This window comes from Actinomadura geliboluensis, assembly GCF_043197915.1.
Classification (GTDB): domain Bacteria; phylum Actinomycetota; class Actinomycetes; order Streptosporangiales; family Streptosporangiaceae; genus Spirillospora; species Spirillospora geliboluensis.
Genome location: NZ_JBICUA010000004.1, coordinates 91,317 through 116,719 on the forward strand (window position 1 = coordinate 91,317; position 25,403 = coordinate 116,719).

General features: G+C 73.6%; 23 protein-coding genes. 14 read left to right on the top strand and 9 right to left on the bottom strand.

What is annotated here, in order from left to right; genetic code table 11:
• Positions 1-26 precede the first annotated feature (26 nt).
• Entirely contained in the window at positions 27-2,186 is a 2,160-nt protein-coding gene (locus ACGFI1_RS14705; protein WP_392785666.1) for a terpene synthase family protein, read from the top strand.
• An 18-nt stretch (positions 2,187-2,204) separates the two neighbouring features.
• Here the strand turns inward: ACGFI1_RS14705 and ACGFI1_RS14710 are convergent, their stop codons facing one another.
• Positions 2,205-5,702: an nSTAND1 domain-containing NTPase gene (locus tag ACGFI1_RS14710; RefSeq protein WP_392785667.1), complete on the bottom strand. Its 3,498-nt coding sequence runs from the start codon at positions 5,700-5,702 to the stop codon at positions 2,205-2,207.
• Between the two features lie 201 nt (positions 5,703-5,903).
• On the opposite strand from ACGFI1_RS14710, the gene ACGFI1_RS14715 reads away from it, so the two are divergent.
• Positions 5,904-6,470: an RNA polymerase sigma factor gene (locus ACGFI1_RS14715; RefSeq protein ID WP_138635502.1), complete on the top strand. Its 567-nt coding sequence runs from the start codon at positions 5,904-5,906 to the stop codon at positions 6,468-6,470.
• Positions 6,467-7,405: a hypothetical protein gene (locus ACGFI1_RS14720; RefSeq protein ID WP_392785669.1), complete on the top strand. Its 939-nt coding sequence runs from the start codon at positions 6,467-6,469 to the stop codon at positions 7,403-7,405. Before ACGFI1_RS14715 ends, ACGFI1_RS14720 begins: the two co-directional genes overlap by 4 nt.
• Positions 7,406-7,409: 4 nt before the next feature.
• Here ACGFI1_RS14720 and ACGFI1_RS14725 read toward each other — a convergent pair whose 3' ends face one another.
• Both ACGFI1_RS14725 and ACGFI1_RS14730 read right to left on the bottom strand, forming a co-directional pair.
• Positions 7,410-7,772, bottom strand: coding sequence for a hypothetical protein (locus tag ACGFI1_RS14725; protein WP_138635504.1), 363 nt, complete (start codon positions 7,770-7,772; stop codon positions 7,410-7,412).
• Positions 7,773-7,808: 36 nt separating this feature from the next.
• Complete coding sequence (locus ACGFI1_RS14730; RefSeq protein ID WP_205719146.1) at positions 7,809-8,342, bottom strand: NADAR family protein; 534 nt, start codon at positions 8,340-8,342, stop codon at positions 7,809-7,811.
• Between the two features lie 201 nt (positions 8,343-8,543).
• Here ACGFI1_RS14730 and ACGFI1_RS14735 point away from each other — a divergent pair, with 201 nt between their 5' ends.
• Positions 8,544-8,669: a hypothetical protein gene (locus ACGFI1_RS14735; RefSeq protein ID WP_274704593.1), complete on the top strand. Its 126-nt coding sequence runs from the start codon at positions 8,544-8,546 to the stop codon at positions 8,667-8,669.
• A gap of 67 nt (positions 8,670-8,736) precedes the next feature.
• Here the strand turns inward: ACGFI1_RS14735 and ACGFI1_RS14740 are convergent, their stop codons facing one another.
• Positions 8,737-9,792, bottom strand: a complete 1,056-nt coding sequence (locus tag ACGFI1_RS14740) for a LacI family DNA-binding transcriptional regulator (protein WP_138635506.1) — start codon at positions 9,790-9,792, stop codon at positions 8,737-8,739.
• 141 nt (positions 9,793-9,933) lie between these two features.
• On the opposite strand from ACGFI1_RS14740, the gene ACGFI1_RS14745 reads away from it, so the two are divergent.
• The 9 genes from ACGFI1_RS14745 (at position 9,934) to ACGFI1_RS14785 (ending at position 20,256) form a co-directional block, all read left to right on the top strand.
• Positions 9,934-10,803 carry an ABC transporter permease gene (locus ACGFI1_RS14745; protein WP_171068902.1) on the top strand — a complete coding sequence of 290 codons (870 nt, stop codon included), beginning with the start codon at positions 9,934-9,936 and terminating at the stop codon, positions 10,801-10,803.
• Positions 10,804-10,844: 41 nt separating this feature from the next.
• The gene (locus ACGFI1_RS14750; RefSeq protein WP_387074159.1) at positions 10,845-11,867 is read left to right on the top strand and encodes an ABC transporter substrate-binding protein; all 1,023 of its coding nucleotides are present in this window, start codon (positions 10,845-10,847) and stop codon (positions 11,865-11,867) included.
• 20 nt (positions 11,868-11,887) lie between these two features.
• Positions 11,888-12,694, top strand: a complete 807-nt coding sequence (locus tag ACGFI1_RS14755; RefSeq protein WP_392785672.1) for an ABC transporter ATP-binding protein — start codon at positions 11,888-11,890, stop codon at positions 12,692-12,694.
• A 30-nt stretch (positions 12,695-12,724) separates the two neighbouring features.
• A complete protein-coding gene (locus ACGFI1_RS14760) occupies positions 12,725-13,870 on the top strand; it encodes a Gfo/Idh/MocA family protein (protein WP_138635509.1) in 1,146 nt (381 codons plus the stop codon).
• On the top strand, positions 13,867-14,991 hold the full coding sequence (locus tag ACGFI1_RS14765; RefSeq protein WP_392785673.1) for a dihydrodipicolinate synthase family protein: 1,125 nt from the start codon (positions 13,867-13,869) through the stop codon (positions 14,989-14,991). Before ACGFI1_RS14760 ends, ACGFI1_RS14765 begins: the two co-directional genes overlap by 4 nt.
• Positions 14,988-15,791 (top strand): sugar phosphate isomerase/epimerase family protein, encoded by an 804-nt coding sequence (locus ACGFI1_RS14770; RefSeq protein WP_392785675.1) that lies wholly within the window; start codon positions 14,988-14,990, stop codon positions 15,789-15,791. The genes ACGFI1_RS14765 and ACGFI1_RS14770 overlap by 4 nt, the downstream gene beginning before the upstream one ends.
• Entirely contained in the window at positions 15,788-17,041 is a 1,254-nt protein-coding gene (locus ACGFI1_RS14775; protein WP_392785677.1) for a hypothetical protein, read from the top strand. Before ACGFI1_RS14770 ends, ACGFI1_RS14775 begins: the two co-directional genes overlap by 4 nt.
• A gap of 126 nt (positions 17,042-17,167) precedes the next feature.
• Positions 17,168-19,261: a PQQ-dependent sugar dehydrogenase gene (locus ACGFI1_RS14780; RefSeq protein ID WP_392785679.1), complete on the top strand. Its 2,094-nt coding sequence runs from the start codon at positions 17,168-17,170 to the stop codon at positions 19,259-19,261.
• 62 nt (positions 19,262-19,323) lie between these two features.
• On the top strand, positions 19,324-20,256 hold the full coding sequence (locus tag ACGFI1_RS14785) for a LamG-like jellyroll fold domain-containing protein (protein WP_392785680.1): 933 nt from the start codon (positions 19,324-19,326) through the stop codon (positions 20,254-20,256).
• Between the two features lie 48 nt (positions 20,257-20,304).
• Here ACGFI1_RS14785 and ACGFI1_RS14790 read toward each other — a convergent pair whose 3' ends face one another.
• Positions 20,305-21,189 (bottom strand): helix-turn-helix transcriptional regulator, encoded by an 885-nt coding sequence (locus ACGFI1_RS14790; RefSeq protein WP_392785682.1) that lies wholly within the window; start codon positions 21,187-21,189, stop codon positions 20,305-20,307.
• 101 nt (positions 21,190-21,290) lie between these two features.
• Here ACGFI1_RS14790 and ACGFI1_RS14795 point away from each other — a divergent pair, with 101 nt between their 5' ends.
• A complete protein-coding gene (locus ACGFI1_RS14795) occupies positions 21,291-22,187 on the top strand; it encodes an aldo/keto reductase (RefSeq protein WP_392785683.1) in 897 nt (298 codons plus the stop codon).
• Between the two features lie 15 nt (positions 22,188-22,202).
• Here the strand turns inward: ACGFI1_RS14795 and ACGFI1_RS14800 are convergent, their stop codons facing one another.
• From ACGFI1_RS14800 to ACGFI1_RS14815, 4 genes are all read right to left on the bottom strand, one after another.
• Entirely contained in the window at positions 22,203-23,111 is a 909-nt protein-coding gene (locus ACGFI1_RS14800) for a hypothetical protein (protein ID WP_301174787.1), read from the bottom strand.
• 157 nt (positions 23,112-23,268) lie between these two features.
• The gene (gene galT, locus ACGFI1_RS14805; RefSeq protein ID WP_392736853.1) at positions 23,269-24,309 is read right to left on the bottom strand and encodes a galactose-1-phosphate uridylyltransferase; all 1,041 of its coding nucleotides are present in this window, start codon (positions 24,307-24,309) and stop codon (positions 23,269-23,271) included.
• A gap of 28 nt (positions 24,310-24,337) precedes the next feature.
• Positions 24,338-25,039 (bottom strand): GTP-binding protein, encoded by a 702-nt coding sequence (locus ACGFI1_RS14810; protein ID WP_138642251.1) that lies wholly within the window; start codon positions 25,037-25,039, stop codon positions 24,338-24,340.
• Positions 25,020-25,397: a DUF742 domain-containing protein gene (locus tag ACGFI1_RS14815; protein WP_138642250.1), complete on the bottom strand. Its 378-nt coding sequence runs from the start codon at positions 25,395-25,397 to the stop codon at positions 25,020-25,022. Before ACGFI1_RS14815 ends, ACGFI1_RS14810 begins: the two co-directional genes overlap by 20 nt.
• Positions 25,398-25,403: the final 6 nt, after the last annotated feature.

A 25,403-nucleotide genomic window follows, 5' to 3' on the forward strand; every position in this document is an offset into this window, starting at 1 on the left:
CCCGGAGCCGACAGAGAGGCCGGTCGATGCAACCTTTCGAGCTGCCCGACTTCTACGTCCCGTATCCCGCCCGGCTGAACCCGCACCTGGAGGGCGCGCGGAAGCACACGATGGAGTGGGCCCGCGAGATGAGGATGCTGGACGACGACCGGGATCCCGGCACCCCCGACATCTGGGACGAGCCGGCGCTCGAAGCGATGGACTACGCGCTCCTGTGCGCCTACACCCATCCCGACTGCGACGGCCCCGAACTCGACCTCATCACCGACTGGTACGTCTGGGTGTTCTACTTCGACGACCACTTCCTTGAGGTGTTCAAGAAGACCCAGGACCAGGAGGGCGCCCGCACCTATCTCGACCGGCTGCCGCTGTTCATGTCGCTCGAACCGCCCGAGGCGACGAACGCCGTCGAGCGCGGCCTGGCCGACCTGTGGGCGCGGACCGTCCCGGCCAAGTCGGACGCCTGGCGCGAGCGCTTCTCGGTGAGCACCGTGAACCTGCTGCGCGAGTCGCTGTGGGAGCTGTCCAACATCAGCACCGGGCGCATCCCGAACCCCGTCGAGTACATCGAGATGCGGCGCAAGGTCGGCGGGGCGCCCTGGTCGGCCGACCTCGCCGAGCACGCCGCCGGGGTCGAGATCCCCGAGCGCGTCGTCGGGACGCGGCCGCTGCGCGTCCTGAAGGACACCTTCTCCGACGGCGTCCACCTGCGCAACGACATCTTCTCCTACCAGCGCGAGACCGAGTCCGAGGGCGAGGTCAACAACTGCGTCCTGGTGATGGAGCGGTTCCTGGACGTGGCGCCGCAGACGGCCGCCAACACGGTGAACGACCTGCTGACGTCGCGGCTCCGGCAGTTCGAGAACACCGCCGTCACCGAGCTGCCGCACATCGTCGCCGACCACGCGCTCGACCCGGCCGAGCAGGCGAGCGTGGCCGCCTACGTCAAGGCCCTCCAGGACTGGCAGTCCGGCGGCCACGAGTGGCACATGCGCTCCAGCCGCTACATGAACAAGAAGTCGCTCGGGATGTCGGCCGCCCGCATCCCGGCGCTGCTGAAATCGGCCCGGATCAGCCTGCCGCACGTCCCGTTCCAGAAGGTCGGCCCGACGCCGCTGCCGGAGTTCGACATCCCGTACGCGCCGCGCGTCAACCCGCACCGCGAGGCCGCCGGCCGCAACGTGGTCGTGTGGGCGCGGGAGATGGGCATGTTCTCGCCGCATCCGCGGCTGCCCGTGTCGGTGTGGTCGGCCGAGCGGCTCACCGGGATGGCGCTGGAGATCTGCGCCGCGTCGCTGAACCCGGATGCCAGCGCCGAGGGGCTCGACCTCGCCACCCAGTGGCTGGCCTTCGGCACCTACGGCGACGACTTCTTCCCCGCGATCTACAACCGCGACCGCGACATCGCCGGGGCGAAGCTGTTCAACGCCCGCGTCGGCGGCTTCATGCCGCTGGACTGCGGCTCCACTCCCCCGCCCGAGAACGCCTTCGAGGCCGCGCTCGCCGACCTGTGGCCGCGCACCGCCCTGCCCATGGACGACCGGGGCCGCCGCGAGTTCCGCGCCGCCGTCGAGCACATGGTGGAGAGCTGGGTCTGGGAGCTGAACAACCACCTCCAGTCGCGCATCCCCGACCCCGTCGACTACGTCGAGATGCGGCGGCACACCTTCGGCTCCGAGATGACGATGGCCCTGTGCCGGATCGACCACTCCCACGAGATCCCGCCGGAGGTGTTCCGGACCCGCACGCTCCGCGAGATCGACGTGTCGGTGATGGACGTCGCCTGCCTGCTGAACGACTGCTTCTCCTACCAGAAGGAGATCGAGTACGAGGGCGAGCTGAACAACGGCGTCCTCGCCATCGAGAACTTCTTCGGCTGCGGGCGCGACGAGGCGCTGCCGATCGTCAACGACCTCATCACGTCCCGCCGCCGCCAGTTCGAGCACCTGGCCGCCCACGAGCTCCCGGCGCTGGCCGACGAGCTCGACCTGGACGACACCGCCCGCGCGTCCCTGGACGCCTACGTCGGCGAACTCCGCGACTGGATGGCCGGCATCCTCAAGTGGCACCGCGAGTCCGACCGCTACGACGAGCGCCGGCCGGCCCTGCCCACGCCGAGGGGCATCGGCACATCGGCGTTCTACCTGTTCAGCCGCGGCGGGCGCGGGAACCCCGTGCCCCGGTGACCGGGGCGGCCGCCCGGATCAGGCGTCGGCGGGCTCGGGGGCGGGACGCGGCGCCGGGATCATGAGGGTGTGGCGCTCGTCGGGCGTCAGGCGCCGGAACACGCGCGTCCGGGCCCGCTCGACGAGCGCCGCGCCGTCGGTGACGACCTCCCAGACCCGGACCGTGCGGTCGCCGGAGGCTGTCGCGACGCGGGCGCCGTCGGGCGACCACGCCACGTCCCAGATGTCGTCGTCGTGGACGGCGGCGACCGACAGCTCCCGGCCGGCCAGGGCGTCCCACAGCCGGACGGTCCGGTCGGCGGACGCCGTCGCGAGCACCCGGCCGTCCGGCGACCACGCCACCGACCACAGCCAGCCGTCGTGCCCGGACAGCACCGACACCTCCGCGCCCTCCGCGGCGTTCCACACCCGCACCGCCCGGTCGCCGGAGAGGGCGGCGATGTGCGCGCCGTCCGGCGACCAGGCCACGGCGCGGACGGCGCCCTGCGGCACGGTCAGCGCGGTGACCCGCAGGCCCGTCCGGGCCTCCCAGATCAGGACCGCGCCGTCCTGCGAGCCGGTGGCGATCCGCTCGCCGTCGGGCGACCAGGAGACGGCGCGCACGGTGTCCTCGTGGCCGTCCAGCACGAGCGGCGCGGAGCCGTCGGGCGCCTGCACCCGCACGGTGCGGTCGTCGGAGACGCTGGCCAGCCGGGCGCCGTCCGGCGACCACGCCACGGCCCGCACCCAGTCGCCGTGCTCGGCGAGGACGCTCTCCTCGGCGCCGTCCGCCGACCAGACCCGGACGGTCCGGTCGCGGGAGGCCGTCGCGATGCGGGCGCCGTCGGGCGACCAGGCCACGTCCCAGATCTCGTCGGTGTGCCCGGTCAGCACGCGCGGGCCGCCTCCCATCACGGCGCCGTCCCAGATCCGGACGGTGCCGTCGTGCGAGGCGGAGGCGATCCCGGCCGCCGACCAGTCGACCGCCGACACCGCGCGCTCGTGCCCGCGCATCACCGCGACCTCGGCGGCGCGCTCGGCGTCCCAGAACCGGACGGTGCGGTCGTTGGAGCCGGTCGCGAGGCGGGCGCCGTCCGGCGACCACGCCACCGCGCGCAGCGCCTCGGCGTGCCCGCGGAACACCGCCAGCTCGGTGCCCTCCGCGGCCGACCACAGCCGGATCGTCCGGTCGTGGGACGCGGTGGCGAGCCGCGCGCCGTCCGGCGACCACGCGACGGCCCAGACGATGTCGGCGTGCCCGGTCAGCACCAGGCCGACCGCGCCGGTCGCCGCGTCCCACACGCGCGCCGTGCGGTCGTAGGAACCGCTGGCGATGCGGGTGCCGTCGGGCGACCAGGCGGCCGTGCGGACGGTGTCCTCGTGGCCCGTCAGCACGGCGGCCTCCCGGCCGTCCGCGGCGTCCCAGATCCGGATCGTGCGGTCGTCGGACGCGCTGGCGAGCCGCGTCCCGTCCGGCGACCACGCCACGTCGCGGACCCAGCCGTCGTGGCCGCTCAGCGTGGCCGTGGTGGTGCCGTCCGCCGGGTCCCAGACCCGGACGTCGCCGTCGCGGGACGCGGAGGCGAGCCGGGTGCCGTCCGGCGACCAGGCCACGCCCCACACCATGTCGCCGTGGCCGCGCAGCAGCGCCACCCGGGTGCGGGCGGCGGTGTCCCAGACCCGGACGGTCCCGTCGTCGGACGCGGACGCGAGCCGCAGCCCGTCCGGCGACCAGGCGAGGGCGACGACCGGGGCCTCGTGCCCGCGCAGCACCGCGACCTCGCCGCCCCGGGCGTCCCACACGCGGACCGTCCGGTCCGAGGACGCGGTCGCGACCAGGGCGCCGTCCGGCGACCAGGCCACCGCCCAGACGCGGTCGTCGTGGCCGCGCAGCACGCCCCGCACCCGCGACACCGCGAGCGCCGCCGACAGCGCCCGGCGGGCCAGCGGCGTCGGCGCGCACTCCTCGTGCGCGGCCAGGGCGAGCAGCAGGCTGTGCTCGGGGTCGGTGCGGAAGCCGGTGAGCGCCTGCCGGGCGATCGAGTCGGCGAGCCGCCGCATCGCGACCCCGTCGGACCGGTGCGAGATTTCCACGAACTCGGTGACCAGCGGCTCGGCGGCGGCGAGCCCGTCGGCCTCGGCGAGCCACTTGCGCGCGGCCGCGAGCCGCTCGCCGCGCAGCAGGTACGCCTCCTGGCGGCCGTAGCGGTCCCACTCGGCGGCCCACTGCGCCAGGTCGGCGAGGCGTCGCAGCGCCTCGGCGTGCAGCGCGATCGTCTGCCGCAGCGGCGCCCACGCTGAGAACAGCGCCTCGTGCGAGACGTCGAAGACGGCCTCGTCGCCCTCCTCGCCGCTGGTGCACAGCCGCTCCCGGACGAACGCGTCCACGACCAGCCGGCCGGCGGCGTCGAGCTCGCCCGCCGGCACCCGGCGGCGCGTCGGCCGGCCCTCGGTGAACCGCACGAACTTCAGCAGCGTCTCCAGGACGGGCGGCGCCGGGTCGAGGGCCTCCAGCTCGCGCATCACCCGGTCGGCGCGGCGGGTGAGCGCGCCGTCGACGCCGCCGGTCCGGCGGTAGTGCTCGGCGGTGATGGTGCCGTCCCGGCCGACGCGCAGGTACAGCTCGTGCAGCAGGTAGGCGAGCAGCGGCAGCGCCGTCCCGTCGCCGGTGTCGTCGGCCATCTGCGCGACGAGCTCCGGCGGCTCGAACACGATGCCCGCCCGCTCCGCCGGCTCCCGGATCACCGTCCGCAGCGCCGCCCGGTCGAGCGCGGTCACCGTGAACGGGTGCCGGAACAGGGCGGCGTGCTCGCCGCTGAGGAACGCGGTGAGGAACTCGGCGCGGAACACCAGCACGACCCACAGCTTCGGGTCGGCGTCGAGCCCGTCCCGCAGCATCCCGAGGAAGGCGCGGCTGCGCTCCGGGTCGGTGAGCGTCAGCAGTTCCTCGGCCTGGTCGACGACGAGCAGCAGGGACCGGTTCCGCCGGCCGCGCCGCAGCGCGTCGAGGTGGCGGCGCAGGTCGCCGGGGCGGTCGCGCAGGCCGGCGGCGATGCGCTCGGCGTCGCCGGTCCCGCCGGCCGCGTCCGCGAGGACGTAGCCGAGGCAGCGGAACGGGTCGTCTTCCGGGGTCAGCGACGGCAGGACGATCCAGGCCCGCTGCTGCCGGAGCCGGGGCAGCACCCCGGCGTGCAGCAGCGACGACTTCCCGACCCCGGACGGCCCGGTCACCGCGATCGACCGCGTGCCGCCGCCCGGCCGCAGCCGCTCGATCAGCTCGTGGACCTCGCCGTCGCGGCCGAAGAAGACGCCGTCGTCCTCCTCGGTGAAGGCGTCCAGGCCCGGGTAGGGCGACCGGTCGGTCTGCCACACCGGCCGTGCGAGGGACCGCCGCTCCTGCGCCTTCTCCCACGCCAGGACCAGCGGGATCAGCAGCATGCACAGGACGATGACGGGCAGCGCCCACTCCTGCACGGCGTGGGTCGTCTGCGGGGAGACCTGCAAGGCCAGGCCCAGCAGCGCCACCAGCAGGATCATCAGGTACCCCGGGAACACTGGACCCCGCCGACGCCCCATTTACCGTCCTCCGGACCCGGAATTCGATCATCACCCGACCCTTCATGCTACTTCCGGGCCGGTTCGCCGCCGGGTGCCGCGAAATGCCCGGCGCCGCGCGGACATGTGGGGGGTGTCAGCCGAATCCGCCGCGCCTCGGCGCGCGCGACGAGAGGAGCGGGATTGCCATCCCCTTACGACGATCCGCCCGATGACCGGCGGCGCCGCTTCGAGGAGATCTACGCGGCCCACCGGGCGCAGATCCTCGGGTACGCGATGCGCCGCACCGCCGACCCGCAGGACGCGGCCGACGTCCTCGCCGAGACGTTCCTGACGGCGTGGCGGCGGCTCGACGACGTCCCGCCCGGCGGGCAGGCGCGGCTGTGGCTGTACGGGACGGCGCGCCGGGTGCTCGCCAACCACCACCGCGGCGAGCGCCGCCGGTCCGCGCTGGCCGCCGACCTCGGCGCCCGGCTGCGCACCGCCGCCCCCGCCGCCCCGGACGCGGCGGGCCTCGCCGACGTCGCCGCCGCGTTCCGCACGCTGCCCGAGCGCGACCGGGAGCTGCTGTCCCTGGTCGGCTGGGAGGGGCTGGACCACGGCGAGATCGCGACCGTCCTCGGCTGCTCCCGCAACGCCGTGCGGATCCGCCTGCACCGCGCCCGCCGCCGGTTCGCCCGCGCGCTGGACGGCGCGGACGCGCCCGCCCTGCCCGCCGCCGCGCGCATCCCGAACGGAGAACACGCATGAACCGTGACATCGACTCTCAGATCGCCCGGCTCGCCACCGTCACCGACGCCCAGGCCGCGCGGCTGCTGCCGGACGACGCCGCCGCCGACCTGGCCGACCGCATCACCGCCGCCGCCCCCGGCCCCGCGCCGGCGGCGCCCCGCAGGCGGCGCTCACCGCTGCTGACCTTCGGCCTCCCGCTGGCCACCGCGGGCGTGGCCTGCGCCGCCGCCGTCGCGGTGGCCGTCCTCCCCTCGGACGGCGGACCCGAGCGCACCCCGGCCGTCACCACCGCGAAGCCGAACCCGAACGTCTCCCTCGTGGCGGCCCTGTCCTTCACGCGCAAGGGCGGCTACATCGACGTGAAGGTCCGCGACCCGCTCGCCGACCCGCAGCGGTACCGGGAGGAGTTCGCCCAGCACGGCCTCAAGGTCAAGCTGTCCTTCGTCCCCGGGTCGCCGTCCATCGTCGGCACCGTCGTCATGATGGACACGAGCGACGGCACGAAGCCGGACGACGTCACGACCATCACCGCGAAGGGCGAGTGCGAGACCGGCGGCGGGGGCGACGTCTGCCCGGTCGGCGTCCGCGTCCGCACCGACTACAAGGGCAGCGCCGAGATCGTGTTCGCCCGCGCCGCCCGTCCGGGCGAGCAGTACAACAGCAGCGCCCCGGTCACCGCGCCGGGCGAGGCCATGCACGGCATGACGTTCCGGGGCCACCGCGTGGGCGAGGTCCTCGCCGCCCTGAAGAAGCGCCACGTCTCGGTGCCCGAGTACCGCTACATGGACGGCAACGAGAGCAAGGCCCTGTACCCGGGCCAGGTTCCGGAGTCGTGGTACGTCCACGACGCGGTCCCCTGGGCCAAGGGCCAGGTCCTCCTGTTCGTGGGCGAAACCCCCAAGGAGCGGCCCGCACCGGCCCCGGCCCTCCCCGGCCAGGGCCCGACCGGCTGACGGCTCAGTCGCCCTGGCTGAGGGCGAGGGTGTCGAGGGCCGCGTAGGTGCCGGTGATCGCGACCAGGGCGGCCATCGAGCCGCGCGGGACGTCGCCGCGGGCCAGGTGGACCAGGCCCGCGGCGGTGTCGCACGCGTCCACCAGCAGGCAGAGCCGCCGCCACCGGCGCCGCGCCGCCGGGTCGCTCATCAGGTAGCCGGCGCCGAGCGCGACGGCGCGGCTGCCGAAGACGCGGATGAGGTAGCGGAGCTCGGGGGTGTCCCGGGAGCCCATGCCCGCCAGCTTCAGGTTGAGGCCGGGCGCCGCGAGCGCCAGCGTCCCCCAGGCGACCCGGCCGCCCGCCAACATCTCCAGTGCGCGTTCCATGCCGCCGACCCTGCCAAAGCCCGCGGCGCGGATCGATTACCCCGGAGGTAACAGCGACTCGCGGACGGCCATGAGGGCGAAGCCGAGGAGGTTCTCGCCGCGCCAGGACGCGACCTGCTCGGCGCGGGGATCGTCGGCGGCGAGGCCGATGCCCCAGACGCGGTCGAGGGGGCTCGCCTCGACGAGGACGCGGTCGCCGGTGCCGGCGAGGTAGTCGCGCAGTTCTTCGTGCTGGGCGAACTTCGCCTCGTTGGCCCGTGTGACTATCGCCACACGATGGTTCCGCCACGTTTCCTCGTCGAAGTTCCGGACGCGGCGGCCGAGGTCTTTCGCGCGGCGGGGATGGGCCGCGGCGATGACCGCGGCGGCCGTTTCCTCGTCGCCGAAGAGGCGGGCTTTCCCGGCCATCATGTAGTGCTCGGCCGTCCGATAGGTGACGCCGTCCACGGTGAACGGGGACGGCCACCACTGGCTGAGGTAGCCGCGACCAGGGGTCTGATGGCCCCAGAAGAACAGGAACTTCAGGCGGGCGCCCTTGTTCTGCAGGCGGGCCAGTTCGGCTGCGTCCATGGGAGAAGGGTGCCAGGGCGCGGGCGCGGCGGCCATCGGGTTTCCCGGTCGGGAATGGATGATCAATTCCCGGCGTTGGGGGTCCTGCCGCGTCCCTGCTCGGGGGAGGGACGCGGTCTAGACCATTTTGCGAAAGCGGGCCGGTGGCCGGGAACATTTGCTGATTGGACCCCGGCTCGAACTGGGAGGACTGCGGTACCAATGGAGAATGCCCTGGCGAACCCTCGTCGCACGAAGATCGACTCGTGGCCGGAGCGGCGGCCGATGGACGCGGACGCGGAGCGTCCCGCCGAGGCCGAGGCCGGCGAGGATCTCGCGGCGCGCTGATCTGCGCATAGATCAGGACCCGTCCGGTCGATCCGGGCGGGTTCTTCGCGTCTCGGCTCTTCGCGTCTCAGCGGGGTGCGGCGGTGCTGGCGCGCAGCACGACCTCGCCGGCGACGCGCTCGATGCGGCTGCGGCGGGCGGAGGGCTCGCGCAGGGCGAGGCCCATGACGCGCTCCCCCATCGCGTCGAGCGGCAGCGCGACGGTGGTCAGCGGCGGGGTCAGGTCGCGGACGATCGGGATGTCGTCGAAGCCCGCGAGGGAGATGTCGCCGGGCACTGACAGGCCGCTGTCGCGGAAGGCGGCGAGGGCGCCGATCGCCATCACGTCGGTGACGGCGAACACGCAGGTGGGCGGGGTGTCGCGGCGCAGCAGCTCGGTCGCCGCCGCGTAGCCGCCGTCGCGGGTGAACGCGGCCTCGACGATGTGCTCCGGGGGGATCCGCACGCCCGCGTCGGCGAGCGCGTCGGCGAAGCCGCCGAGCCGGTCGGACACGGTGGTCAGGGCGCGCGGGCCGGACAGCACGCCGAAGTCGCGGTGGCCGAGGTCGAGCAGCGCGCGGGCGAGGGCGGCGGCGCCCTCCCGGTTCTGCGGCAGCACGGCGTCGACCTTGAGGCTGCGGTGCCGGCTGAGGACGGCGACGCGGCCGCCGGTGCGCTGGTAGGGGTCCAGCTCGGCGGCCATCGAGCGCTCCCAGTCGCGGTCCTCGAAGCCGGAGCCGATGAGCAGGATCGCGCGGGCCCGCTGGGCGCGCAGCATCGCCACGTACTCGATCTCGCGGGCCGGGTCGCGGAACGTGCTGGCGAGCATCACCAGCATCCCGTGGTCGGCGGCGGTGCGCATCACGCCGCGGGCGACGGCGGCGAAGTAGGGGTCGCTGACGTCGTGGCAGATCACCCCGACGGACGTGCTGGACGCGCTGGCCAGCGCCTGGGCGTGCGCGTTCGGCGTGTAGCTGAGCCGTCCGGCGGAGGCGAGCACGCGCTCCCGGAGGTCGGCGCGGACCTGCGAGGTCCCGTTCAGGACGCGGGACGCGGTGGCGAGGGAGACGCCGGCGTCGCGGGCCACGTCCTGCAGGGTCACGTAGGCCCGCTCCGCGCGCTCCTCCTCGGCCGCTTCGGTCATCACCGCCCCCTCGGTCGACGCCGCTCGGCGCGGGGGGTCTCGGAAAAAGACCCTCTTGACCGCGGTGCGCGTCGCTTCCTACGGTACATCAGAAAGCGCTTTCTGAACGCGCTTTCACAGGCACCCGTCCCGGAGGACCCCATGGTGAGTCAGGGCACGACGACCGCGCCGTCCCCAGCGGACGCGCCCGGCGTCGTCGAACGCGGCCGGCCCGGCGCGGGCGAGCGGCTACGCGACGGCCTGGAGCGGTCGTGGCGGCCGGTCGCGCTGCTGCTGGCCTGCTTCGCGGCCTGGTGGGCCGTCAGCGCGTTCAAGCTGGTCGAGGAGTACCTCGTCCCCTCGCCCGGCGCGACGCTGCGGCTGATGGCCGACAAATGGGGCTACATCTGGCACCACACGTGGGTCACCACGTACGAGACCCTGATCGGCTTCGCGCTCGCGGTGCTCATCGGGGTCGCGGCCGCGGTGATCATGGTGTACTCGTCCACGGTCGAGCGCACCCTCTACCCGATCCTGCTGTTCGCGCAGGTCATCCCGAAGATCGCGATCGCCCCGCTGTTCGTGGTGTGGCTCGGCTTCGGGATCGGCCCCAAGATCGTCGTCGCGGTCCTGATCGCGTTCTTCCCGGTGGTGATCTCGATGGTCGCCGGGCTGAAGGCGGTGGACCCGGAGATGCTGCAGCTGTCGGCCACGATGGGCGCGAGCCCGCTGGCCACGTTCGCCAAGATCCGGCTGCCCGCCTCGCTCCCGCACCTGTTCTCCGGCCTGAAGGTCGCGGTCACCCTCGCCGTCACCGGCGCCGTCGTCGGCGAGTTCGTCGGCGCGAACGAGGGGCTCGGCTACGTGATCCTGCAGGCCAACGGCAACCTCGACACCCCGATGCTGTTCGCCGGGCTGCTGGTCATGTCGGCCATCGGCGTCGTGATGTTCGTCGTCGTCGAGGTCGCGGAGAAGCTGCTGCTGCCCTGGCACGCGAGCAACCGCGGCGAAGCCGTCACCACCACCTACTGACCCCCCGCCGCAACCCCACCCCATACGGAGGGCCGTCCGATATGAAACTCCGCACCTTCGCCATCGCCGTCCTCGCACCGGTCGTGGCGTTCGCCGGGACCGCCTGCGGCGGGGACTCCGACGAGACCACGAGCGCCTCGGGCAAGAAGCTGACCAAGGTCACGCTGACCCTGAACTGGTACCCGTACGGCGAGCACGCGCCGTTCTACTACGGCAAGAAGAAGGGCATCTACGAGAAGCACGGCATCGACCTGGAGATCAAGGCCGGGCAGGGGTCGCAGAAGACCGTCCAGGCCGCCGCCGCCGGGCAGACCGACTTCGGCTGGGCCGACACGCCCGCGCTGCTCGCCGCCGTCGACAAGGGCATGCCGGTCAAGAGCGTCGGCGTGTTCCTGCAGACCACGCCCGCGTCGGTGCAGTCGTTCACCTCGTCCGGGATCAAGAAGCCCGCCGACCTGAAGGGCAAGAAGATCGCCGGGACGGCCGGGGACGCGCTGGCGCGCACCTTCCCGGTGTTCCTGCAGAAGAACGGGATCGACCCGAGCGAGGTGCCCGTCCAGAACACCGACCCGGCCGGGAAGATGGCCGCGGTGCTGTCCGGCAAGACGGCCGGGCTGATGGGCTTCGCCAACGACCAGGGCCCGACGATGGCCGACAAGTCCGGCAAGGGCGTCTCGTACCTGCGGTACGCCGACTTCGGGCTGAACTTCTTCTCCAACGGCCTGATCGTCGGCGAGCGGAAGCTGAAGAGCGACGCCGACCTCGTCAAGAAGATGGTCGCCGCCACGAGCGAGTCGTGGACGGCGGCGGAGGGCGACCAGGCGGGCGCCGTCGCGAGCATGGCCGGCGCGTCCGAGCAGCTCCCGCCGGAGAAGGTCATCACCGAGCAGTTCAAGACCACGCTGACCCTGCTGCACACCCCCGCGACGCAGGGCAAGGCCCCCGGCGTGAACGCCGAGGACGACTGGAAGACGACCATCACCACCTTCCAGCAGGCCGGAGTCATCGAGAAGGCGCAGCCGCCGTCGGAGTACTGGCAGGCGTCGGCCGCTCCGCAGGCATGACGGGACGAGCGATGAAGACCATGAGCAAATCGGCGGCGGAACCGGAGACCGGGCGGGAGACCGCCGTCAGCCTCGACGGGGTCGCGGTCAAGTTCCGCAGCCGCAAGCGCGACGTCACCGCCCTGCGCGAGGTGTCGCTGGACGTCGCGATGGGCGAGTTCGTCGCCATCGTCGGGCCGTCCGGCTGCGGCAAGTCCACCATGCTGAAGCTGGTCGCGGGCCTGCTGAAGCCCTCGACCGGGAACGTTCTCCTGCGCGGCGACAAGGTCACCGGACCGCGCCACGACATCGGCTACGTGTTCCAGCGCGCCGCGCTGCTGGAGTGGCGCAGCGCCCGCAAGAACATCCTGCTCCAGGCGGAGATGCGCAAGATGCCGGCCGAGCAGGCCCGCCGGCGCACCGCCGAGCTGATCGAGATGACCGGGCTGACCGGGTTCGAGGACGCGCTGCCGCACGAGCTGTCCGGCGGCATGCAGCAGCGGGTCGCGCTGTGCCGCGCGCTGCTGCACGAGCCGCCCGTCCTGCTGATGGACGAGCCGTTCGGCGCCCTCGACGCGCTCACCCGCGAGCAGCTCAACGTCGAGATGAACCGGATCTGGCGGGAGACGGGCACGACGATCCTGCTCGTCACGCACTCGATCGCGGAGGCCGCCTACCTGGCCGACCGGGTCGTGGTGATGAGCGACCGGCCCGGCACGATCGAGGAGGTCATCGACGTCGGCCTGCCGGCCGAGCGCGACTACTCCGCCACCATGGCCCGCCCCGAGTTCGCCCGCGTCACCAGTCGCGTCCGAGGTCTGCTCGGCGCGGGTGCCGCGGCCGATTGACACGTACACCACAGGTTGGGAAGGAACGGGATGGAACGCAGGTCCATCGGGATCGTCATGAACGGCGTCACCGGCCGGATGGGGTACCGCCAGCACCTCCTCCGCTCGATCCTCGCGATCCGCGAGCAGGGCGGGGTGCGCACGGGCGACGGCACCGTGCTGTGGCCGGAGCCGGTGCTCGTCGGGCGCAGCGAGGCCAAGCTGCGCGACCTCGCGGAGCGGCACGGGCTGACCGCGTGGACGACGGACCTGGCCGAGGCGCTGGCGCGTCCGGGCATCGACGTCTACTTCGACGCGCAGGTCACCGGCGCGCGGGTGGACGCGATCCGGGCGGCCGTCGCGGCGGGCAAGCACGTCTACACCGAGAAGCCGCTCGCCGAGGACCTGGACGAGGCGCTCGCGCTGGCCCGGCTCGCCGACGAGGCGGGCATCAAGCACGGCGTCGTCCAGGACAAGCTGTTCCTGCCGGGCCTGCTCAAGCTGAAGCGGCTGGTGGACGGCGGCTTCTTCGGCCGCATCCTGTCGGTGCGCGGCGAGTTCGGCTACTGGGTGTTCGAGGGCGACTGGCAGGACGCGCAGCGGCCGAGCTGGAACTACCGGGCCGAGGACGGCGGCGGGATCATCCTCGACATGTTCTGCCACTGGCGGTACGTGCTGGACGGGGTGGTCGCGCCCGTCCGGTCCGTCCAGGCGCTCGGGGCGACGCACATCCCCGAGCGGGTGGACGAGGACGGCAAGCCCTACGAGGCGACCGCCGACGACGCCGCCTACGGCATCTTCGAGCTGGACGGCGGGATCGTCGCGCAGGTCAACTCGTCCTGGACGACCCGCGTGTTCCGCGACGAGCTGGTGGAGTTCCAGGTGGACGGGACGGAGGGCTCGGCGGTCGCCGGGCTGCGGCGCTGCCGCGTCCAGCACCGGTCGATGACGCCGAAGCCGGTGTGGAACCCCGACCTGCCCGCCACCGAGGACTTCCGCTCGCAGTGGCAGGAGATCCCCGACAACGTCGAGTTCGACAACGGGTTCAAGGCGCAGTGGGAGATGTTCCTGCGGCACGTCGCCGACGACGGCCCGTTCCCGTGGGACTTCTACGCGGGTGCGCGCGGCGTGCAGCTCGCCGAGCTGGGGCTGCGGTCCTGGCGGGAGGGCCGCCGGCTGGAGGTTCCGGACCTGTGAAGATAGATCTGCCGGGTTCGCTCACGCCCTACACGATGGGCGAACCGCGCACCTACGAGCCGCCTCCGGGGCCGAGCACGGCGCGGGTCGCGTACGCGGCCGCGCACGTGGTGCCCGACCTGTCCGGCGACTCGCTCGACTGGGACACGACGCTGGCGTTCCGGCGCCACCTGTGGTCGTACGGGCTCGGCGTCGCGGAGGCGATGGACACCGCGCAGCGCGGCATGGGCCTGGACTGGGCGGTGACCCGCGAGCTCATTCTGCGGAGCGGTCGGGAAGCGCTTTCAGTCGGCGGCCGGATCGTCTGCGGCGCGGGCACCGACCAGCTCCCGCCCGGCCCCGCGACGCTGGAGGAGATCGTCGCGGCCTACACCGAGCAGCTCGCGGTGATCGAGTCGGCCGGCGCCGTCCCCGTGCTGATGGCGAGCCGCCACCTGGCCGCCGCGGCGCGCGGCCCGGAGGACTACGCCGACGTCTACGGGCGGCTGCTCGCGCAGGTCGAGCGGCCGGCCGTCCTGCACTGGCTGGGGCCGATGTTCGATCCGGCGCTGGACGGCTACTGGGGCTCCCCCGACCTCGACGTGGCGACCGGCGCGCTGCTGGCCCTCATCGAGGACCACGCGTCCCGGATCGACGGGGTGAAGATCTCCCTGCTGGACGCCGACCGGGAGATCGCCTTCCGGCGGCGGCTGCCGGAAGGCGTGCGCCTCTACACCGGCGACGACTTCAACTACCCGGAGCTGATCAAGGGCGACGCCGAGGGGTACAGCCACGCGCTGCTCGGCATCTTCGACCCGATCGCGCCCGCCGCCGCCGCGGCCCTGCGCGCCCTGGACGGCGGCGACCTCGCCTCGTACGAGGAGATCTTCGCCCCGACCGTGCCGCTGTCGCGCCACCTCTTCGAGGCGCCCACCTACTACTACAAGACGGGTGTGGTGTTCCTGGCCTGGCTGACCGGCCACCAGCCGCACTTCCGCATGGTCGGCGGGCTGGAGACCGCGCGTCCCGTGCCGCACATGGTGCGCCTGTTCCAGCTCGCCGACACCGCCGGCCTCTTCCCCGACCCCGGGCTGGCGGCGCACCGGATGCGCGCCTGGCTGACCGTCCAAGGAGCCGCATGACGAGGTTCAGTCTCAACCAGTGGACGACCCGGCACTGGGCCCTGCCCGACCTGGCCGAAGGCTGCGCCGCGGCCGGTGTGACGGGCGTCGGCCTGTGGCGGGAGCCCGTCGCCGAGTACGGCCTGGCCCGCACCGGCAAGCTCATGCGCGACCACGGGCTCGCGGTCACGTCCCTGTGCCGGGGCGGCTTCTTCCAGGAGCCGGACGCGCTGGAGAACAACCGGCGCGCCATCGAGGAGGCCGCCGAACTTGGCGCGCCCTCCCTGTGCCTGGTGAGCGGCGGACTGCCGGACGGTTCCCGTGACCTGGACGGCGCGCGCGCACGCGTCGCCGACCTCCTCGCAGAACTGGCGCCCTACGCGGGCGAGCACGGCGTCCAGCTCGCGATCGAGCCGCTGCATCCGATGTACTGCTCCGACCGCTGCGTGGTCTCCACCCTCGCGCAGGCGCTCGACCTGGCGGCGCCGTTCCCGGCCGCCCAGGTCGGCGTCATGATCGACACCTATCACCTGTGGTGGGACCCGGACGCCTGGGCGGGCATCGCCCGCGCGGGCGCCGAGGGCCGGATCTCGCTGTTCCAGGTCGCGGACTGGGTGACGCCGCTGCCCGAGGGCGTCCTCACCGGGCGCGGCATGCTCGGCGACGGGTGCGTGGAGCTGCGCCGCTTCCGCGAGGCCGTGGACGCGACCGGTTACACCGGGCCGATCGAGGTCGAGATCTTCAACGACGCGCTCTGGGCGATGCCCGGCGCGGAGGCCCTCGCCCTCACGCTGGCGCGCTTCGCGGAACACGTCGCGTGACGTCCGCGCCGGCCCGTCCGCGCGCGCCCGGGGACGGGGGACGGACGTGGCGGGCGGCGTCCGGCGCGTGGCTCGGGATCGGCACGGCGCCGGGCGCGCTCGTCCTCGGCGCGCAGGTCGGCGGGCGGCACGGCGGCGCGCTGCCGCTGCTGGTCCTGCTGGTCGGCGGCGCCGTCATGACGGTGCTGCTGCTCGCGCAGGGACGGCTCGGCCTGCGCGCGCCCGCCGGGGAGGACGCGGGCATGGCCGAGCTGGCGCCGCGCTACCTCCCGCCGGTCGCCGAGCGCGCGTTCACCGCGCTGCTCGCGGTCGCGATGGTGGGCTGGTTCGGGTTCAACCTCGGCCTCGGCGGCGCGGCGGCCGCGGCGCTCGGCGGCGTCCCGGACGCGGTCGGCGTCACGGCGCTGGCCGTCCCGCTGGTCGCGGTGCTGATCGCGGGCGGCGGGCGGTGGAACGCGATCGCGGTCGTCACCACGCTCACCGCGATCGCGCTGATCGGCATCGTCGCGGTGAAGCTCGCGCCGCCCGCGTCCCCGGTGTCGCTCGCGCGGGACGGGCCGCCGGGCGTCCTCGCCGCCGACCTCGCCGGATACATCGGCTACGTGTCGGTGTTCGCCGTCCGGGCCCCGGACTTCACGGTCGGCCTGCGCGGGCGCGGCGACCTCGCGGCCTGCGTCGCGCTGCTCGTCGTCCCGGCGCTCGCGGCCTCCGTCGTGGGCGCCGGGGTGGCGGCGGCGAGCGGCTCCACCGACGTCGTCGCCGTCCTCGCCGGGCCGGACGGGCTGCCGGCCGCGAACCTGTTCGTCGCCGCGTCGGTCATCGCCCCGACGCTGGCCGCCGTGCACTCCGGCGCGCTCGCCGTCCGCCGCTTCCTGCCCGCCGAACGCCCGGACGCCGGACGGCCGGCGGCCGTCATGGCGCGGCTGCGCTCGCGGCAGACGGTGGCCGTCCTGGCGATCGCCGTGCCGGGCGCGGTGCTCGCCGCGCTGCGCGTGGACCGGATGCTGCTCGACTGGCTGACGGTGCTGGCGGCGGCGCTGCCGGCGCTCGTCCCGCCGATGGCGGCGGAGGCGGCACGGCGGCGGCGCGGACGGCCCGCGCGCCCCGTGGCCACCTGGATCTGGGCCCCCGGAGCGGCGGTGGCCGTGGCGTTGACCGTGGCGGGCCACGCGGCGGCGGCCCCCGTCGGCCTGCTCGTGTCCGTGGCCGGGACGCTCGCCCACACGTGGCGCCGCCGGGCGAGGGCGTGACCCGATGTGGACATGCGACAAGTCCGAAATTCGTTCTTGACGCCGGGCGGGGGCGGTCGTACGTTCGAGAAAGCGCTTCCAGAAAGCGCTTTCCAGCCACCACCTAACCCCCTTTGGACGGCCGGAATGCAACGAAGGCTCCACTGGTGTCTCCTCGCGCTCGCGGCGCTGCTGCTGCCGCTGCTCGCCGTACCCCCGGCGGCGCAGGCGCGCGACGACGCGCCGATCCTCGACCCGATCCCCGACGACCCCGCCCCCTCCGGCCTCGGCCTCGTCCTGCAGGAGGTCGCGCAGCTCCCGCAGTCGAAGCCCACCGGAACCCCCACCGACCCCCGGCTGCTGCGGTGGAACCGCATCAACTACGTCGGCGAGGTCCCCGACCACTCGGGCCGGCTGTACGTGCCCGACCTGAACGGCAAGCTGTACCTGCTCGACAAGAAGACCCGCACCCCGCGCGTCTACCTGGACGTCGGCGAGACGTTCGCGCCCGACTTCTTCTCCCAGGCCGGGCTGGGGCAGGGCTTCGGGTTCGTGGCGTTCCACCCCGACTTCCGCGAGAACGGCAAGTTCTACACCGCGCACGTCGAGGCCGGTGACGCGCTGAAGACCAAGACGCCCGACCTCACGCCGCAGCCGAAGACCGGCTACCACGGCGTCATCGACGAGTGGACGGCGTCCGACCCGAAGGCCGGCACGTTCTCCGGGACGCACCGCGAGGTCCTGCGCATCGGGTTCTCCGGGCGCATCCACAACCTCCAGCAGATCGACTTCAACCCCAACGCCCGTCCCGGCGACGCCGACTACGGGATGCTCTACCTGACGGTCGGCGACGGCGGCAACGGCAACGTCGGCGACAACGGCGGCGACCCGCAGAACCTCGCCGTCCCGCAGGGGAAGATCCTGCGCATCGACCCGGCCGGGACCAACAGCGCGAACGGCAAGTACGGCGTCCCCGCCGACAACCCGTTCGCCGGGCAGGCCGGCAAGCTCGGCGAGATCTACGCCTACGGCATGCGCGACCCGCACCGGTTCAGCTGGGACACCGGCGGCACCCACCGGATGTTCCTCGCGCACATCGGCGAGCACGAGATCGAGTCGATCCACGAGATCTACCCCGGCGCGAACATCGGCTGGAGCGAGCGGGAGGGCGCGTTCACCTTCCGCAAGGACGACCGCTGCCACCTGTACCCGCTGCCGCTGGACGACGACAAGTACGACTACGAGTACCCGCTCGCGGCCTACGACCACGACCCGCCGCCGGACTGGGACTGCCGCAGCGACGTCGGCCACGCCATCTCCGGCGGCTACGTCTACCGGGGCGCGAAGCTGCCCGCGCTGCGCGGCAAGTACCTGTTCACCGACATCGTCGACGGCCGGCTCATGTACACCGAAGAGTCGGAGATGAAGCACGACGCGTCCGGCAAGAACCGCGCGCAGATCTACGAGCTGGCGGCCTACGACACCTCCGGCAAGCCCGTCACGATGCGGGAGCTGGCCGGTGACGAGCGCGTCGACCTGCGCTACGGCATGGACGCCAAGGGCGAGCCGTACCTGCTCGCCAAGGCCAACGGCAAGATCTGGAAGGTCGTCGGGACGAAGCGGGTCGCATCCTGCAAGGCGGGCCCGGTCCAGGTCAAGCACGCGACGGACGCCGGGAGCTGGGCGCCGGTCACGCCGTCGAAGTGGACGTTCACCGGTGGCGAGGTCGTCCTCGCCGAGGCCGGCGAGCAGCGCCCGGGCCCGCGCCGCCCGTTCGAGTACGCGGTGCTCACCAAGGGACCGGTGCTCGGCTCGACGCGGATCGAGGCGCAGGTGCGGCTCGACACACCGGTGTCGGTCAGCAACCGGGACGTCATCGTCGTCTTCGGCTACCAGGACGACACGCACTTCTACTACGCGCACCTGTCCAGCGACAACACCATCTACCCGCACAACGGGATCTTCCTGGTGAACGGCGCCGACCGGCAGCGCATCGACCAGCAGTGGAACGCCAACCGGTCGCACGGCGCGCCGCCGTCCATCACGGACGAGGCGTGGCACGGCGTCCGGGTGGACCGCTGCGCCGAGACCGGCGAGACCGCCGTGTACGTGGACGGCTCGTCCCGCCCCGTGTTCACGGCGCTCGACACGACCCTCGGCTCCGGCCGGGTGGGCTTCGGCTCGTTCGACAACACCGGCCGGCTCCGCGGCCTGACCGTCCGCGGAACCCCAGCGAAGTAACGGCCTCCTCCGGGCGGGCGGCGGGCACCGGCGCCCGCCCGGAGGGCTCCAAGGAGTCCACAATGCTGATTCGCCGCGGCCCCGCAGCGCTCGCCACCGTGCTGCTCGGCGCCTCCCTCACCGTCGCCGCCCCCGCCCAGGCATCGACCGGCGGCGTCTTCCCGCCCCTGAAGAAGAACCTGATCTCCTACTACGACTTCGAGCACCCCGTGCCCGGCGACCCGTCCCGCGAGGCCGACCGCGGCCGCTCCGGCACGACGATCGACCTGATCAACGGCGGCGCCGCCATGCGGGTCAAGGACGGCGCGCGGCGGCACGCCATCCAGCTCAAGCAGGTGGACCCGTCCGCGAACGGGAACGACGACTGGAAGGCGGGGATCTACTCGGCGACGGGCGTCCCGTCCCTGCACGCGTTCAACGCCGCCAAGGGCGCGACGCTCATGGGCTGGTTCAAGATGACCGGCACCAACCCGAGCCCCAACACCGTCACCGCGAACCCCGACGACAAGTACAACGCGATCGGGCTGTCGGGCCTGCTCACCGGCGACTCCGACGGGCACGGCGTGCGCGCCCTGCTGGAGATCATCGACGTGTCCGGCACCCTGCGCGTCGTCGCGCTGGGCCGCCGCGTGGACGGGTCGAAGTCGCAGACGTTCGCGGCGAGCGAGGACTGGCAGAGCGTCCTTCCCCAGAACACCTGGGTGCATCTCGCCGCGACGTTCGACTACGACACCGGGCAGATGGCGCTCTACAAGAACGGCGCGCCGCTGCCGGGCTTCTACACCGTCGCCGGGGACCCGTGGGGCGTCGAGGGCGACCCCGAGCCGGACGTCACGTCCGCCACCGACCCGCGCGGCATCAAGATCGGCGGGAGCTTCCCGCAGAACAACCTTGAGCGGAACCCCTGCAACTGCCGCATGGACGGCCTGATGTTCCTCGACCGCGCCCTCACCCCCAAGGAGGCCGCGATCCAGTACAAGTTCGCCAAGAAGTGACCCGGCCCGCCGCCGGTGCCCGCCCCGCGCGGGCACCGGCGGTGCGTTTCACCGGCGGGTCGTCTCCGCGTCGTCCGGCTGACCGGCCGTCTCCTCCGCGTCCTGCGTCGCGGCCCAGGTGCCGAGCAACCGGAGCGCCTCCTCGGACGGCGATCCGGGTTCCGCCGCGTAGGCGTAGATCCAGCGTTCGCCGTCGTGCAGTTGCAGGGCCTCGACCTGGAGGGTGAGTTCGCCGACGACGGGGTGGCGGAACCGCTTCGGGCCACGGCACGGCACCTCGACGTCGTGCTCGGCCCACCAGGTCCGGAACTCGGGGCTGGCGACGGACAGTTCGCCGATCAGCGCGTGCAGCCGCCTGTCGCGCGGGTAGCGGCCCGCGGTCCGGCGCAGGACGCCGACGCAGACGCGGGCGTTCATCTCCCAGTCGAGGTGGAGTTCGCGGGTCTCCGGCCGCAGGAACAGCCAGCGCGGGTGGCTGGCCGCGTCGGACGGCATCGGTTCGAGCCCCACCAGCAGCGCCCGTCCCATCCGGTTCATCGCGTGGACGTCGCCGCGCGAGTCGATGACGATCGCGGGGACCTGGAGGCCGTCGAGCATCGTCCGCATGCCCGCGTCGACGGGCGTGACGCGCAACTCGCCCGGCTTGGGCTCCGCGACTGACGACCGGACGAGGTCGTGCAGGTGCAGCCGCTCGACCTCTGCCAGCCGCAGCGCGCGGGCGATCGCGTCGAGCACCTGGTCGGACGGTTGCAGGGGCCGCCCCTGCTCCATGCGGGCGTAGTAGTCGAGGCTCACGGCGGCCAGCATCGCGACCTCTTCGCGCCGCAGGCCCGGCACGCGGCGCCGACCGCCGGCGGGGAGGCCCACGTCCTCGGGCCGGACGCGCGCCCGCCGGGTGCGCAGGAACTCTCGCAGCTCACCGTTCTTGGCCATGCCTCAACGGTAAGCGCCGGGCGCCCGGCTTGGGTGGGTCTGTGCGTCCGAGGTCGGCGCCGCCACTGGTGAGGGCGGTGCACGGGCCACAGGCTGGGCGCATGACCACCATCACTCAGACCTCACCGCTCGGCGGCAGGACCGTCCGGCGCGTCGGCTTCGGCGCGATGCAGCTCGCAGGCCCCGGGGTGTTCGGCCCGCCGGACGACCCGGCCGCCGCCCGCGCCGTGCTGCGCCGCGCCGTCGAACTCGGCGTCGACCACATCGACACCGCCCAGGTCTACGGTCCCGACGTCGTCAACGAACTGATCGCCGAAGCGCTGCACCCGTACCCGGACGGCCTCGTCATCGCCACCAAGGCCGGCGGCGCCCGCGACGCGCAGGGCGGCTGGGTCAGGGCGTCCCGTCCGGAGCAGCTGCGGGCGACCGTCGAGCAGGACCTGCGGACCCTGCGGCGCGAACGGATCGACCTCGTGAACCTGCGGCTCCAGGTCGGCGGCCCCGAACCGGACGCCGTTCCGCTCGCCGAGCAGCTCGGCGCCCTGACCGAGCTGCGCGACGAGGGCAAGCTCGATCTCATCGGCCTCTCGACCGTATCGGCCGACGTCGTCGAGGCCGCTCTGGAGACCACCCCGATCGCCGAGGTGCAGAACGCCTACGGCATCGCGAACCGCACGGACGAGCCGGTCCTCGACCTCTGCCGCGCGAACGGCATCGCCTACGTCCCCTACTATCCGCTCGGCTCCGCGTTCACCGGCGGCCCTCGGGCGCTCGCGGCCGACCCGGCGATCGCTGACGTGGCCGCGAAGCACGGCGCCTCGGCATCGCAGATCGCGCTCGCCTGGCTGCTCGCCCACTACGACCGCATGCTGCTGATCCCCGGCACGAGCTCGATCGCCCACCTCGAAGAGAACCTGGCCGTCGACGCCATCGGGCTGGGCGACGCCGACCTGGCCGTCCTGGACCGCGTCGCCCACGTCGCCGCTCCCGGCTTCTGACGGGCGACGGGGTCGCTAGCCGCAGAGGCGGGCGGTGTGGAGGCCGTCGTCGGTGGCGGCGAGGAGGGTGCCGTCGGGTGCCAGCGCCAGGTCGTTGACCGGGGCCGGGACCTTCACGAGATGGGACGGGGCCAGGGTCGCGGCGTCCCAGGCGAGGACGGTGTCGGGCTCGTCCTGGAGGGCGGCGGCGACGATGAGGCGGCCGCCCGCGAGGGACGCCGCGACCTGGTCGCACGGCCCCGGCGCCGCCAGGACCGCGAGCGCCTCGCCGTCCAGGCCGCTGACGCGCAGCTCGGCGGGCCCCGGCTGGACGAGGACGAGCCCGTCGGGCGACGGTGTCAGCACCGCGTACCCGCCCGGCAGCGCCGCGATCTCCTCGCCGCGCTCGACGTCCAGGATGCCGACCGCCGCGTCGCCGGGCAGGCCGATGAGGGGGCCGGCGGCGGGCGCGGCGTGCAGGATCCAGCGGTCGATGGCCGTCCGGTGGCCGAGCCAGACGGTGAACTCGGTCAGCCGCTCGCCGGTGAGGGCGTCCCACACGACCACGCTCGCGTCGCTGGCGGGGCCGAAGACGGTGACGACGGCGGCGCGCCCGTGGTGGACGGCGAGGCCGAGGAGGTCGGGCTGCCCGTCGAGCACGGCCTCGTGCCCGGTGGCGAGGTCGTGGACGTGCACGCGGTCGCGGTACGTCCAGGCGACGGTGGGGGCGCCGGCGGGGGCGCCGAACGCCCACGCGGCGGGGTCGGCGGGGAAGCCGGGGAGCAGCGCGCCGAGGGCGGCGGCGGCCGCGAGGTCCCAGAGCTGCCCGGCGTTCGCGCCCCGCGCCGCCCGGGACGTGAACGCGAGCGGGGCGCCCTCGGCGGTGACGGCGACGCCGTCGAAGCATCCTTGCGCCAGCGGCTCGGCCAGCACGCTTTCCGGCATGCGACGGAGAGTAGGACACGCGGACGCTGCGTTCCACGGACTTGCGGAAACTCGGTTCCCCGGTGACGTTTCCGCGCCCCGGGGCGCTGTCATCGGGCCGGGCGCCGTCATCAGACCGGGCGCCGTCATCAGACCGGGCGCCGTCATCGGGCCGGGGTCAGCCGGCGTCGCGGAGCCGGGCCGCGGCGTCCTCCGGGGAGACGTCGTTGATCCAGGCGGCCATGCCCGACTCCGACCCCGCCAGGTACTTGATCTTGTCGGGGGCGCGGCGGATCGAGAAGAGCTCCAGGTGCAGCCGGAGCAGGTCGTCGCCGGCGGGCGCCTGGTGCCAGCCCGCCACGTACGGGAGCGGGGTGCCGTAGAGGGCGTCGCAGCGGCGCAGGAGGTCGCGGTAGAGGACGGCCAGCTCGTCGCGCTCCCCGGCGTCCAGCGCGGTGAAGTCGGGGACGTGGCGGTGCGGCATGAGGTGGACCTCCACGGGCCAGCGCGCGGCGGCCGGGACGTAGGCCGTCCAGTGCTCCCCCGCCAGCACGACGCGGCTGCCCGCCCGCTCGGCCTTCAGCACCTCCTCGAACAGGCCGGGCCGCGCGGCGGCCGCCGCCAGCATGCGCTCGGTGCGGGGCGTGACGAACGGGTACCCGTAGATCTGGCCGTGCGGGTGGTGCAGGGTCACGCCGATCTCGACGCCGCGGTTCTCGAACACGTACACCTGCCGGACGCCGGGCACCGCGGCGATCTCGGCGGTCCGGTCGGCCCACGCGTCGACGATCGTCCGGACCCGCGAGACCGGCAGCCGCGCCATCGAGGCGGCGTGGTCGTCGGTGAAGCACACGACCTCGCAGCGCCCGGCGCCGCGAAAGCGCTCCACGCCGTCGATCTCCGGCGGGACGGGCGGGGTGCGGACGTCGAAGGACGGGAACCGGTTCTCGAACGCCACCACGTCGTAGGACGGGTCGGGGATCTCCGACGCGGGCCCGCCGGGGCACAGCGGGCACTGGTCGGCGGGCGGCAGGAACGTCCGGGTGTTGCGGTGCGCGGTGATCGTGACGCGGTCGCCGGTCAGCGGGTCGCGGCGCGTCTCGCACACCGGCTCGACCGGCGCGAGGCCGCGCGGGTCCGGGACGGGTTCCCGGCCCGGCTCCTCGTCGTAGTAGACGATCTCGCGGCCGTCGGAGAGCCGTGCGCGTGTCCGGAACATGTCCCGGGCAGCCTACCGCGCCGGGTGGTCACCCGGCCGGGGCGCTCGCCGGGTTCTGGTCCCGGTGCACGCTCAGCAGATGCCGCACCAGCGTCGTCAGCACCTCCTTGCCGGAGGCGCGCTCGCGGACGTCGCACAGCACGATCGGGGTGTCGGGGCGCAGGTCGAGCGCCTCCCGGATCTCCTCGGTCGCGTAGTCGTAGCCGTCGTCGAAGCAGTTCACCGCGACGACGAACGGCAGCCCGCGGTTCTCGAAGTAGTCGACGGCGGGGAAGCAGTCGGCGAGGCGGCGGGTGTCGGCGAGGACGACGGCGCCGAGCGCGCCGTAGGACAGCTCGTCCCACATGAACCAGAACCGGTCCTGGCCGGGCGTGCCGAACAGGTACAGGATCAGGCCGTCGCGGATCGTGATGCGGCCGAAGTCCATCGCGACCGTGGTGGTGGTCTTCTGCTCGACGCCCGCCGTGTCGTCGACGCCGACGCTCCGGTCGGTGAGCAGCTCCTCGGTCTGCAGCGGGCGGATCTCGCTGACCGCGCCGACCATGGTGGTCTTGCCGACGCCGAACCCCCCGGCGACGAGGATCTTCACCGCGACCGGCGCCGCCGCGCTCCCCGCCGGAGCCCCGCCTTCTCCTCCCGCTGCTTCGGTGCGGGGGGACGAGCCCCCGCTCCCCCCGGCGACCGCGCTCGGGCCGGCGTTCGCCGCGGACTCAGAGGGCTTGGAGACCATGGAGCACTTCCCTCAGCAGACGTTCCTTGGAGAGCGGGCTCTCCTGTTGGGGACGGGTGACGGTGATGAGCCGGTGGTGCAGCAGATCGCCGAGCAGGACGCGCACCACGACCAGCGGCAGCCGCATCCGCGCCGCGATCTCGGCGACCGGCTGCGGCTGCACGCACATCTCCAGGATGTCGAGGTGCTCGGGGCCGATGCCGGGCGAGCCGGAGCGGGGCCGCGCCGCGGTCGTCACGATCGTGATCATGTCGAAGTTCTCGCGCGTCGCGGGCCGCGCGCGCCCGCGCGTCAGCGCGTACGACCGGACGATCGGGCCGGCCTCGTCATCGAGCCATTCGCTGCCAGGACCGGTCATGGCCCG